14 protein-coding genes are annotated in these 12838 nt (G+C 38.1%); all 14 read right to left on the bottom strand.

The window, feature by feature from the left end:
* Position 1: 1 nt before the first annotated feature.
* Entirely contained in the window at positions 2-790 is a 789-nt protein-coding gene (gene flgG, locus ACZ430_RS02340; protein ID WP_297211658.1) for a flagellar basal-body rod protein FlgG, read from the bottom strand.
* Positions 791-801: 11 nt separating this feature from the next.
* Entirely contained in the window at positions 802-1521 is a 720-nt protein-coding gene (gene flgF, locus ACZ430_RS02345) for a flagellar basal-body rod protein FlgF (RefSeq protein ID WP_297211660.1), read from the bottom strand.
* A gap of 149 nt (positions 1522-1670) precedes the next feature.
* A complete protein-coding gene (locus ACZ430_RS02350) occupies positions 1671-1856 on the bottom strand; it encodes a hypothetical protein (RefSeq protein WP_297211663.1) in 186 nt (61 codons plus the stop codon).
* Complete coding sequence (locus tag ACZ430_RS02355) at positions 1857-2696, bottom strand: HDOD domain-containing protein (protein WP_297211666.1); 840 nt, start codon at positions 2694-2696, stop codon at positions 1857-1859.
* 11 nt (positions 2697-2707) lie between these two features.
* A complete protein-coding gene (locus ACZ430_RS02360; RefSeq protein ID WP_297211668.1) occupies positions 2708-3763 on the bottom strand; it encodes a protein-glutamate methylesterase/protein-glutamine glutaminase in 1056 nt (351 codons plus the stop codon).
* A 12-nt stretch (positions 3764-3775) separates the two neighbouring features.
* Positions 3776-4960: a protein phosphatase CheZ gene (locus ACZ430_RS02365; RefSeq protein ID WP_297211671.1), complete on the bottom strand. Its 1185-nt coding sequence runs from the start codon at positions 4958-4960 to the stop codon at positions 3776-3778.
* A gap of 31 nt (positions 4961-4991) precedes the next feature.
* Complete coding sequence (locus ACZ430_RS02370) at positions 4992-6707, bottom strand: chemotaxis protein CheA (protein WP_297211674.1); 1716 nt, start codon at positions 6705-6707, stop codon at positions 4992-4994.
* Positions 6707-7111 carry a chemotaxis response regulator CheY gene (locus ACZ430_RS02375; RefSeq protein WP_297211677.1) on the bottom strand — a complete coding sequence of 135 codons (405 nt, stop codon included), beginning with the start codon at positions 7109-7111 and terminating at the stop codon, positions 6707-6709. The genes ACZ430_RS02370 and ACZ430_RS02375 overlap by 1 nt, the downstream gene beginning before the upstream one ends.
* A 9-nt stretch (positions 7112-7120) precedes the next feature.
* The gene (locus tag ACZ430_RS02380) at positions 7121-7501 is read right to left on the bottom strand and encodes a response regulator (protein WP_297211681.1); all 381 of its coding nucleotides are present in this window, start codon (positions 7499-7501) and stop codon (positions 7121-7123) included.
* Between the two features lie 14 nt (positions 7502-7515).
* Positions 7516-8367, bottom strand: a complete 852-nt coding sequence (locus tag ACZ430_RS02385; protein ID WP_297211688.1) for a CheR family methyltransferase — start codon at positions 8365-8367, stop codon at positions 7516-7518.
* On the bottom strand, positions 8364-10256 hold the full coding sequence (locus ACZ430_RS02390; protein ID WP_297211691.1) for a HEAT repeat domain-containing protein: 1893 nt from the start codon (positions 10254-10256) through the stop codon (positions 8364-8366). The genes ACZ430_RS02385 and ACZ430_RS02390 overlap by 4 nt, the downstream gene beginning before the upstream one ends.
* Before the next feature lie 54 nt (positions 10257-10310).
* Positions 10311-11015: a sigma-70 family RNA polymerase sigma factor gene (locus tag ACZ430_RS02395; protein WP_297211694.1), complete on the bottom strand. Its 705-nt coding sequence runs from the start codon at positions 11013-11015 to the stop codon at positions 10311-10313.
* A 2-nt stretch (positions 11016-11017) separates the two neighbouring features.
* Positions 11018-11824: a MinD/ParA family protein gene (locus ACZ430_RS02400; protein WP_297211696.1), complete on the bottom strand. Its 807-nt coding sequence runs from the start codon at positions 11822-11824 to the stop codon at positions 11018-11020.
* Positions 11814-12833 carry a flagellar biosynthesis protein FlhF gene (locus ACZ430_RS02405; protein ID WP_297211699.1) on the bottom strand — a complete coding sequence of 340 codons (1020 nt, stop codon included), beginning with the start codon at positions 12831-12833 and terminating at the stop codon, positions 11814-11816. Before ACZ430_RS02405 ends, ACZ430_RS02400 begins: the two co-directional genes overlap by 11 nt.
* Between the last annotated feature and the right edge of the window lie 5 nt (positions 12834-12838).

Consider the following 12838-nt stretch of genomic DNA (forward strand, 5'->3'; position numbering starts at 1 on the left):
ATTACCTCTTAATTGCAGTAGTGGTTTGTAACATCTCATCAGAAGTCTGCACTGCCTTTGAGTTAATATCAAAAGCTCGCTGAGCAATTATAAGATTTGCAAGCTCCTCAACAATGTTAACATTAGACATCTCAAGAAAGCCTTGAATTATTGTTCCCCTTCCCTCTGTTCCTGGCGCTCCTGTTGTAGGTGCTCCTGAGGCATCGGTCTCAAGAAATAGATTTTTACCAATGGCTCTCAGTCCGCCGGGATTTATAAATCTTGCAAGCTCTATAGTGCCTATCTCAACAGGCGCTACTGTTCCTGGTTGTAGCACCGTTACTCTGCCGTCTCCTCCGACGGTAATACTCAAAGCATCAGCAGGAACTGTAATGCCTGGTTCAATTGGATAGCCGTCATTTGTGACAATCCTGCCATCTCTGTCTACTCGAAAATTACCTGCCCTTGTGTAGGCTATTGTTCCATCAGGAAGAGTGACTTGAAAGAAACCCTCTCCGTCAATTGCCAGGTCAAGGCTGTTTCCTGTATTGACTAAATCGCCTGTTGTAAAAAACTTGGCAACAGCAACAGGTCTTACCCCAAGACCCACCTGAATTCCAGAAGGATACTGTGTCCCATCATCTGAGGGAGCTCCCGGTTGAATTATTGTCTGATAAAGCAAGTCTTGAAACTCAGCCCTTCCCTTTTTAAAACCTGTTGTATTTACATTGGCGAGGTTGTGCGATATGACATCCACATTTATCTGCTGGGCATACATGCCTGTGGCAGCTGTAAAAAGTGACCTAAGCATCTTTTACCTCCTTATATTCTTGCTATTTCACTTACTGCTCTTTGAGCAAGCTGGTCAAAGTTAGTAGTTACTCGCTGAGCAAATTCAAAGTTTCTAATTGCCTGAATCATCTGAACAAGCTCATTCATCGGATTCACATTCGAAGACTCAAGCCAGCTCTGCAAAACCTTTCCTGTAGCCTCTCCAGCCTCTCTTCCCTCGTAAAGAGAACTACCTACATGTCTTACACCGTCTATGCGGACAACTTTTATTTTGGAAATTAGATTGCCATCTACATATACATTTCCGTCCTGGCCAATTTCTACTTTAGTTCCATCTATTACGATTGGATTATTATTTTCATCCAGAACTCTTAATCCCGCTTGGGTTACAAGAAAATTCTCACTGTCCCTTGTGAAAGCCCCTTCTCTTGTGTAGAAAATTCTATTACCTCTCTGGACAGCAAAAAAACCCTCGCCCTGAATGGCAAGGTCAAAGGGATTGCCCGTTTTTCTTAATACACCCTGAGATGTATCAATAGTTTGCGTGCCGAAAAAGGTCTGGGACCGCGCATTCTGATAAATAGCTCTTGGTTCTACGGGTTTTCCAGAAAGGAGGGGATAAAGTCTGCTTGCAAAGGACTGCCTTTTGTAGCCTGTAGTGTTTATATTGGCAAGATTGTTTGAAATGGCTGAAAGTTCATTTTCTCTCATTGCCATTCCTGTCATTGATATGTAAATGCCCTTATACATAAGCTTTTCCTCTCTTATGTCTTGGATTTTATAATAAAAACTTGCAAGGAATATGCCAGATATTGCAAATAGTAAAATGCTTATTTTTCTTACAAAATCCGGAAGGAGTTTTTAAATTAAATAGGCAAATTTTGCCTATGCTGGAAAATTTAGACTTCGATATCTATTCCTCTTTTCGATTGGTCTTTTCCCTCAGACTTAGCTTGCTCTTCACTGGGCTTTTCTCTGGATTGCTGTTTTTTTCTGACTTTGTATTTTGCAAACACATTTCCTTCTCTCAGAGGCCTGATGCCTCTGTAGGGAAGTAAAGGGTCTATTTTTTCATCCGCAGGCATCTAACTCAAAAGAAAATCTTTTTGGTCATCAAATTTTATTTTAAATAGACCGATAAGTTCGTTTAAGGCATCTTCTGTTATGCCAAGAGATTCATAATCTATAGGAATGTCAATAGGGTCTTTTACCCCTATTCCTAACTTTAAGCATATCTGGTCTGAAACTCTTATGATGTTACATATGTCTGCAAAGGCAGGGTCTTCATGAGTTGGATAGGGATAGTCGTGATGATATGTAATTACCATCTCCATCTTTTCTGGAAGCTTCCATTTTTTTGCTATTAGATTGCCTATGATTGTATGATTAAAGCCAAGAACCTCGTCCTCTACGTCTTTAACTGACTTACCTTCTTTGTAAACTTTATCGTAAATCTTTATGTAAATCTCTGGAAGTGTATTGTTTATTACTGTCTTGCCAACATCATGCACTATTCCACAAACAAGAGCTTCATCGGGAGTTGCTAAATTTGTAATCATTGCCACAAGACTACCACATAGAGCCACACCAAGACTATGTTCCCAAAGTTTCTGTTCAAAAACACCAAACCTTCTATGAAGGTCTCTTATGGAAGTTGCGATAACAAGAGATTTTAAGGTCTCAAAACCAATAAGCATAATTGCTTGCGATATATTCTCTATTTTTCTGTCTCGACCATAATAGGGCGAGTTAGCAATCCTGAGAAGTCTTGTAGAAAATCCCTGGTCCCTTGATATTATCTCTTCCAGAGCATTGAGAGATGCATGGTCATCATGAATCAATCCCATGACCTTCATAGCTACAGGGGGCAGTGGTGGAATATCAATTGTTTTAAGAACTATCCTTTCAATAATGTCTTCCTGCAATTTTATCCTCCTTATACGGCATTTATAATCTCTCCAGCCATTTCATCAAGCGATACTATCTTATCAGCCAATCCGGCCTCAACAACAGCCCGGGGCATTCCATATACTACACAGGTTTCTTCATTTTGTGCAAACACTCTGCCACCGGTCTCTTTTATTTTTTTACATCCCCTTGCACCGTCATTTCCCATTCCCGTAAGGATAACTCCCAAACTTCTTCCTGGAAAACACTCAGCCACAGAAAGCATTAGAGCATCCACACTGGGACGATAGATAAATTCTTCTTTGTCCTCAGAGATAGAAATAAATGTCTCAATACCCCTTCTTTTTAATCTCATGTGTCCTCTTCCAGGAGCCACATAGACTATGCCAGGCTTTATTGTCTCGCCTTCTTCAGCTTCCTTTACAGAAAGTTGACTCAGTTGGTCAAGTCTTTCTGAAAAAGGCTTTGTAAAATTAGGTGGCATATGCTGGGCAACCACTATTGGAACAGGAAAATCCTTAGGTAGCTTAGGGATGATTTCCTGTAAAGCCTTCGGTCCTCCTGTTGAAGTACCAATTGAAACTATGCCCACTTTTCTCTCTGTAGATATTCTCGCCTTAGGAACTTCAATTTTAGGAGTTTCTATCTTGCTTTCTGCTGTTTTGACAAAAGGTTTTCTCTTAACAATTCCTCTTCTACCTATTGTTTTTATCTTGTCAAGAAGCATTCCCTTTATTTTCACAATATTTACAGAAAGTTCCGATAAATTCTTGGGTATAAAATCAACGGCACCGAGGTCTAAAGCTTCAAGAGTAACCTTTGCACCTTCTGTGGTAAGAGAGCTTACCATAATTACAGGAACAGGACATTTACTCATAATCTCTTTAAGAGCTGTTATTCCATCCATTCGTGGCATCTCTACATCCATTGTTACCACATCGGGTCTTAGGTCTTGAATCATCTGTAAAGCCTCTACTCCATCCCTTGCGGTTCCTACAACTTTTATCTCCGGGTCTTCTTGAAGCATTGATGTTAAAGCTTTTCTCATGAATGCGGAATCATCAACAATCAAAACCTTTATCATCCTTACGTCTCCTTAAAAACCGAATTCCTTGAGGAGGTCATCCACATCCTCCTGAGAAACTTTTTCTACTTCTTTAGGAACTGTTTTCTTCTCTTCTATTTTTAAGCCAAAGGTAGTGATTAGTTTTAAAAGCTCTACTTCAAGGTCGCCGACAAGATTAATAACCTTCTTTAGAACCTGACCTGTAAGGTCTTGAAAAGACTGAGTTGTAAGTATTTCTGTCAAATCGTCCTCAAGAGAATTTTTGAACTCTTTTATAAAATTAACAGAAGCCTCGGGTCCCTGAATTTCTCTTATATGATTGGCGAGGTCATCCATTTTGAGAATATATTTCTCAACTATCTCCATTGTCTTGTTAGCGGCCTCCTCTGTTTTGTCAATGACCATCTGTAATTGGTCTACTGCTCTTGGCATCTGTTGGGTGGCTATTTCTTTAAGTCGAGGGTCAAGGGCTTCTCTGAAACTTTTAAGTGAATCGTGTAGCTTCCTTGCAACCTTTCCAACTTCCTTGAAAAGGTCACTCTGACTTTTCTGAATTATGCTGTTCATTATTGAGTCTGCTTTGCCGTAATCACCCTGAGAGACTGCATTCATAAAATTTGTAATCTCTTCAATCAAGGCATACTTAGGGTCGTCCTTTGTTATGCCTTTGCTCTCATATAGCTTCAGAGGGTCTACTACCTCTGTAACGGTCATATCTCCACCTATGCTTGAGACTTTCTTTACGACCTCAACTTTTTCTCCGTCCTCTATAATGTCAACAATCTCTTCTTCAAAGAGGGCTTGGTCTTCAGAAGGTATTAGCTTTTTTATGTCAATTATAATGAGAAGTCTATCGTCTACCCTTGCCACTCCTTCTATCTGATTTTGTCCGTGCTGAAGAAACTCTTCGGCTGGTTCAATTTTTTCTTCATCAATGTTTACAACACCTGTTATGTTGTCTACAAGTGCTCCGAAGGTTATCTTGCCTGTAGATATGACTACAACTTTGCTTCCCGATGAATCCTCTGGCAAGCTTAAAATTCTCTTTAGATTAACCACGGGGATAACTCTTCCTCTTAGATTAGTAACACCTTCAACGTAAAAGGGCACACCGGGCATTTTAGTTATCTGCGGAATTTTTATAATCTCCTGAACCTTGAGAATTGGAATGATATACTCGTTTTCATTTAAAAGAAAACCAATGCACTGTCTCATTTTTTTCTCCTTCCCTTTATTTCAATTAAGTTTATCCCTTACCTGCAAAAACTTTTCTTGAAATTAGTGCAAGGTCGAGTATGAGAACTACTTTACCATCACCAGTTATTGTAGCACCCATTATTCCACATGCCTCTGAATCAATACCGTGGATTGTCTTTATGACAATCTCCTCCTGACCTAATACGGCATCTACTGCCACACAAAATCTTCTGTCTCCAACGCTTGCAACAAGTATATACTTCTTGTCTGAATTATTATCTCCGAAAACTCCTAAAAGTTCATTAAGTATGAACACAGGCAATACCTTTTCTCTAATCGTAAAAACTCTTTGTCCTGATACTTCTTTTAATTGCGATACGTAAACCCTAAGAGTTTCCTCAATCATAGATTGAGGAATTGCATATATTTCCTCACCTACCTGTATCATCATTGCTTGAATTATGGCAAGTGTAAGAGGTAGACTTATTCTAAATGTAGTTCCCTTGTCCTTTTCTGTGAATATCTCAACATAACCATTAAGTTTCGCCACATTGGATTTAACCACATCCATCCCTACTCCTCTGCCACTAACCTCGGTAGAGACTTCTTTTGTAGAAAATCCAGGCAGGAATATTAGGTTTATTATAGCATCTTCAGAAAGCTTTTCTGCTTCCTCTACTGTAATAAGTCCCTTTGTAATAGCCTTTGCTTTGACAACTTCTACATCAATACCTTTTCCATCATCTATTATGTCTATTACAATCTGAGTGCCCTTCTGATAGGCATCTATTAAAATTTTCCCTTTCTCAGGCTTTCCCTTTGCCACTCTTTCTTCAGGAGATTCAATTCCGTGGTCTATTGAGTTTCTGATTATGTGAACAAGAGGGTCTCCTATATTTTCAATGACTGATTTATCGACTTCTGTATCCTCACCTCTTATTTCAAGCTCTACTTCCTTGCCAAGATTTCTCGCAAGGTCTCTAACCATTCTGGGAAATTTAACGAAAACTTTCTGAAGAGGCTGCATTCTCATCTTCATCACCGCAAGCTGAAGGTCTGAGGTAACCCTATCGAGAAATGCTGTAGTCTCTATTAGACTTTCGACGTTTTCGTCACCACTGTATTGAACTTCAAGCTTGTTTGCAAGATTAAGAAGTCTGTTTCGGGCAAGAACTATCTCTCCTGCTAAATCCATTACTTTGTCTATTCTTGCTACGTCCACCCTGAGTGTTGCAACTTCCTTTTCTTTTTCCTTTGGAATTTGAGACACTGTTTCTTCTGGTTTCTGAATCTTCTCCTCTTCCTCTGCCTTTACTGGTTCTTTTTCTTCTTCTTTCTCCTCAGTCTCTACCTTTGACTCCTGCTCCTCAGGCTTTGAAGGTTGAGAGAGAACACTGTCAAGTAGATTTAGAACGGGATTTATATCTTCTTTAACATCTTCTCTTGATTTTATGTGAGATATCAAAGTTCTCAGCACATCTGTAGCTTTAAGAATTGCATCGGTTATTTCAGGAGAGATAGACATCTCTCCTTCTCTTAATTTTTTTAATATTGTCTCAGCCCTGTGAGCCACATCTACAACATTTTGAAAACCTAAAAATCCTGCAGCTCCTTTTAGGGTATGCATGCCTCTAAATATCTCATTGATTATTTCGGCGTCCTGCCCTCTCTGCTCAAGTTCAACAAAAAGAGGGTCAAGTTGTTCAAGTATTTCTTCTGCTTCAACTATAAATTCGTTTATTATTTCATCTATCTCATCAGCCATCACTGTCCTCCTTTCAGAGATGGTTTTTTCTGAGCAATCTTCTCAAGCTTTTCCTTTAAAACTTCTCCTGTAAATGGTTTTACTATATAATTGTCTACGCCTGCCTTTATTGCTTCAATAACTTTTTCTTTCTCCGCCTCTGCTGTAACCATAAGAAATGGAATATCTTTAAGTTGGGGGTCACTTCTTACATTTTTCAGAAGGTCTATTCCTTCCATAACAGGCATGTTCCAGTCTGAAACAACAAGACCGTAGTCGCCACCCTTCAGCTTCCTTAAAGCATCCTCGCCATTTTCAGCTTCGTCTATATTTTCAAAACCTAACTGTTTTAAAAGATTTTTAACAATTCTACGCATTGTTGGAAAATCGTCAACGACAAGAACTCTTATCTTAAAGTTAAACATTTCCGCCTCCTATTCTTTTTTACCAAAAATTTTCTTTATGATTTTCTTCATGCTATCAACAATCTGTTCTGCCGTTGCAGGTTTAACAAGATAGTCATCTACTCCTGCCTTAAATGCCCTCTGTTTTTCTTCTTCATCTGCCTCTGTAGTTAGCATTACAATAGGAATATGAGAAGTATCTGGATTAGTCCTAACCTGCTTTGTAAATTCTATTCCATCCATGTAAGGCATATTCATGTCCGTAAGAATTAAGTTTATCTGTTCTGTTCCTAATTTTTGAAGTCCATCCATACCATTTTCAGCAGTTACTACATCGTAACCCTTACTTTTCAAAATCAGAGAGACCATCTTTCTTGTTGTTTTATCGTCATCAACTACAAGAATCTTCATATTCATCCCTCCAGTTAAACTTTTTGATATACAATAACTTTGTTGATAGCTAACGGTCTGAAGGCTCTTGTCACGTTATGCAAACTCTCTGAAGTGCCTACAAATAGATATCCCTTGGGACGAAGCACATCATATATTAGCGAAACCGCTTTTTTCTTTGCCTTGTCGTCAAAATATATAAGCACATTTCTGCAGAAAACCACATCTAAGCCTTTTAATTGCTTTACTTCCTTCTCTTCAATGAGATTTATATTCATAAATTTTACCAACGATTTAACCTGCTCTGAGAGAACATAAATACCACCTGAATCTTTAAAATATTTTGCCATATACTGAGGTGGAATGTTTCTTACTGAATAACCTCCATACATGGCTCTTTTTGCAGACATTAAAACAGATTCGCTAATGTCTGATGCATAAATTTCCTTTCTTACAGAGACCAGTTCGGACTTTTCCAGCAAAATCATAGCTATTGTATAAGGTTCTTCACCTGTTGAACAGGCCGCAGACCATATTTTTATATCCTTTCTTCCCATCTGGCCGTTCTCTTTGAGTATCTGGGGTATCAAATTATTTGAAAAAACTTCAAACTGTTGCGGTTCTCGGAAGAAAAATGTTTCGTTTGTAGTGACTGCATCAAAAAGTCTTGCTATATCATTTCTGTTGGCACTATATCTTAAATAATAAAGATAGTCTTCATAACTACGGAAGTTTTTTTCCTTGATAACCTTACTAAGTCTGTTTTCAAGAAAATACTTTTTATTGTCCGGCACGTAAATTCCAGTTTTTTCATATATAAAATCTCTTAGTTGCCTAAAGGTTTCATCGTTTATTGTCATTGCCGATGCGGTAAGAGTAGTGCTCATATTCTACTTAATACCTCCTCTATCTTCTCTCTCACCTCTCTGTCTGGATGATTAACCTTGCTTGATAACAATTCGTAAACCACACTCCCTCCCACACTGCCCAATGCTTCCACAACAGCAATCACAACAGGTGGAAAAGGGTCATCCAGAAGAGGAGTAAGCTTTTCAATTAAAATCTCCGGGTCACAACCTTTGTTCATCGCCTTTACAGCGTAGTATCTAATCCACGGGTCTTCGTCATTTAGACATTCAAAAAGAATATCCGAACAGAACTGTGCCTCTCCAAGCGCTGATATGGCCGTTTTCTTTATTTCTTTGTTGTCTGAACCTATGAGTTCTAAAAGCTTCGTTATCGCTTCTTCTGTTCCAAGTCTTCCTAAAGCCATTATGGCCGATTTTCTTACCTCAAAGTTATCACAACCAAGAAGCATTTTTATGATATCTAAAGAATACGTGATATTGGCAAGTGTTTGCTTTACTTCTGTTCTGTAGGATTTTATATTGCTTAAGAATCTCTCCTGGTCTATCTCTATGAGGGATGTGACAATGGTTTCAATTACATCTGGATACTCTTCTCTTTCAAGTAAACTTAACAGAGGTTCAAAGGCATCTTGAGCTCTAATCATTCCGAGTGCTTCTATGGCTGATTTTCTAACATTTGTATCGGGGTCTTCTATGCTTCTTGTTACAAGAGGTTTAATTGAGCCTGCATCGGCAATATCACCAAGTGCTTTAGCAGAAGCTATTCTTATATCCCTCTTTATGTCCTCTAACAACTTTAGCAGTAACGGCACGGCCTTCTTGCTTCGAAGCTTACCAAGAGTACTGATTACAAAGGCTTTAGCTCTGAATTTTAATTTATCCCTCTCAAGAAGATTTATTAACTCATCTTCCGAATTTATATTAAGAAGAGCATCTTGTAGTAATCCAATCTTTTCATCATAGTCAAAACATGAAGGGTCTAAAGCACCTGCTTGTTCTACTATCAAGGATACAGCATCGGTGAGATTTGTTAGCACAATTCCTCTTAGAGCAAGAGGTTTTTCTTCCCAATCACCTTCTTTTAAAATGCTTAGTAGTTCTTCCTTTATGTCTGTATCTTTCGGCAAAGCACCCACTCTTATTAATGCCTTGATTATTTCTCTTTTTTCGTCTTTCGTTGCTAAAGGATAGTATTTTAATAGTGGGGAGATTACTCTTTCTGTTCCAATTTTGCCAAGAGTTTCTATTGCCTCTGCTTTTACGAGAATGGAGTCAGAGGCTAAAAGTAGCTCTCCTATGGCATCGGCAGCTTCCTCTGCCTGAAGCACTGCTAAGGCTTGAAGAACGTAAAAACTAACCCACTCTTCATCATTGAGGCTTTCAACAAGGTATGGAATAGCTTCTTTGTAGTTTAACTCTCCAATTGCTCTTGCAGCAGCAGCTCTCACATTAGCATTTACATCTTTCAAAAGAGGGATAATCATGGAACCGTCAAATCCTTCTTTTATATCTGCTATTAAATCAAGGCCAAATTTTCTTACATCGGGGTCTTTATCTTTGAGTAGCTGATAAATGAGGTGGGGAGCTTTACTTCCGATTTCTGTAAGTATAAGCAATGCAGTGTTTCTAATAAATGCCTCCTCTTCTCTTAGAAGAGGTATTACCATGTATGTGACAAGCTCACCTGGATTTGTAAGAAATCGCTCATCATCCTCAGATATGCCTATGGTAATTAAGGATTGTGTAGCCGCTTCTTGTACAGCGGTGTTTTCATCTTTCAATGCTTTAATCAGAGGGTATATGGCTCTTTCATCATACTGAGACAACTCTTCTGCGGCATATCTTCTTTCGGAGGAGTCCTCATCATTGAGGAGTTTATGGGCAATCCTCTTGAGATTTTTTTTCATAGCAGTTCCTCCTCGCTTAAAATTATTCTTATTATAACAAATATTTCATACTCTTCAATCGGTTTCAAGTAAATTTTTTAGTTTAACCATAGCCCTTCCGTGAATCTGACTTACCCTTGAAAGAGATACTCCGAGGATAGCTGCTATTTCTTTCATATTCATCTCTTCATAATAGTAAAGAGATATTACTAACTTTTCCTGTTCAGAGAGCCTATCAATTGCCCGAGCTAATTTGTCCCTTATCTCTTTGAATTTTATCTCCTCAAAAATATCTGTTTTATCGGAGATGATATTCAAAATACTTAACTTGTCTCCGTTGTATCCCTCAATATGGTCATCAAGACTAATCAGCTCAGAGGCCGTGATGCTCTGAAAAACCTTGCTAAGCTCGGTCTCTGAAATATTCAACTTTGAGGCAAGCTCTTCGTCGGTCGGTTCATATCCCTTTTGTTTTATCTCTTTGTAAGCTTTTTTAAGACTTTCAACTTTTTTTCTGTATTCTTTCGAAAAGACATCAACTGACCTTATTTCATCTATTATGGCACCCCTAATCCTATGTTCAATATAAGCAGGTAGAGGAACATTTAGGTTCGGATTGTATTTATTAAGTGCCTCAAGTAAGCCCTTGACACCAGCGGAGATTAAATCATCAACTTCAAGGAAAGACTGAACAATATGATAGTATCTTAAAGCAAAATGCTTTATCCTTGGAAGGAACGTCTTTATTAGTCTTTCCTTTTCTTCTTCAGAGTAATGCATTTTTATTGAGCCATGGCTTTTTTAAGGAAAAACTGCATGCCTCCTTTTAATAAATTAACTTCCTTTTTTAACAGATTTCTGGCAATGTCATTCAATCTTTTTGAAAAATCGGAAGTGGGATATAGATTTATATAAGGTTTCTGGGCTATTACAGCTTCCTTTATTTTTTCATCGTAGGGCAAGAAACCTAATAAATCAAGATTTATTCCGAGAAATCTCTCGGCAACCATGGAAAGTTTCTTAAAAGTATTCCTTCCTTCTACCTGACTTCTTACATTGTTCACAACTATGCGGAAATTCTGCTCACCATGTTCTTTATATATTACCTTTATAAGAGCATAAGCATCGGCTATCGAAGTTGGCTCAGAGGTTACGATTATTATGTTGTCATGGGCAGCAGAGCAAAAGAATGTCACATTTTCTGAAATTCCAGCACCGGTATCTATGAGAAATAAATCATAATCAGAGTCGAGGCTATCAAGTTCTTCTACTATTCTCATTTTATTGTTAAAGGAAAGCTGAGTGAGCTCTCTTATGCCTGAACTGGCAGGAATTATGTCAATACCCTCATTGGTGCTTACGATTATATCTTTTATACCCTTTTCCCCGGCAAGAACATGCTTTATATTGTATTTCGGTGCTATGCCGAACATAATATCAATATTACTTAACCCTATGTCTGCATCCATCAGAAGAACTCGCTTCTGAAGACTTCTAAAGACAAGAGCGATATTTGTTACAAAATTTGTCTTACCAACTCCTCCTTTTCCACTTGCTACAGCAATAATTCGCGGGATATTAGTTTTCACATATCCCTCCTAAAATAAGATTTTTTATGCTCTGTGGATGCATAATTTTACCATCCTCTTCTCCATAAGCTCCTGATGATATAAAGCTTACTGGTTTATCTGATAAAACTGCAAGATTATACAGATTTCCGTAGTTGTAGGCAAGGTCAATCTTTGAAAATCCGATGCAGTCAAAGGTAGTTGGATCAATATTTTTCATAATTCTGAGGCTTGCTCCCTTGGACATTGTCGAGTCTAAAAGTAAACATTTTCGTAAAGGTGAATCTTTAAGTAAATTTCTGAGCTCCGTTGCAAGATTTGCGCTGCCATCGCCTGGAGTGTCAATGAGTAATCGGTTCTTTTCAATCTCTTTATGTATTATTTTATAGAGTTCTTTTGGTTCTTTTACAACTTTTGCATCACACTTAAGATTTAAAGCCATCTCTTTAATGCTCGCCACTGAACTAATTCTGTTGTCGAGGGATACTATTAAAACTCTCTCACCCTTAGACCTTAAATGTCTACCCATTTTGTAAAGAGCCGTTGTTTTTCCCGTTCCTGGAGCACCGTAAATAATAAAGCCCCTCTCCTCCTCAAAAGACCTTTTAGGTGTTTTTATTTCTTCATTTATTCTATCTTTTAATTGTTCAATGTCGGAGACTCTTTCAAGAAGTATGAGGGCAAGATGAGGTTCAATATTGTTTTTAATAAGAAAATTATAAAGACTGCTTTTTGATTTATCGCTCAAAGAAGGAAACAATCTTGTAACGCTCTCTCTTAAAAAGGCCACCTCTGCTTTAAGTCTCTCTAATTCTTTTAGTAAGCCTGTGTCATTTTTTTCAATATTTAGACTGTTAATTGAGGGAGTCTCGCCTTCATCCACCGCAGCAGTAATCTCTATAGTTGCATTTCCTGAAAGGATGTCTTTGTTTGTTTTGCTTGACAGAATAACTGCGTCTGGGCCAAGTTCCTGTTTTACTAACTCTAACAACTCCTTAAAATTTTTACCCTGAAACTTCTTTATTCTCATAACCT

The sequence above is a fragment of the Thermodesulfovibrio sp. TK500a genome (assembly GCF_055381765.1).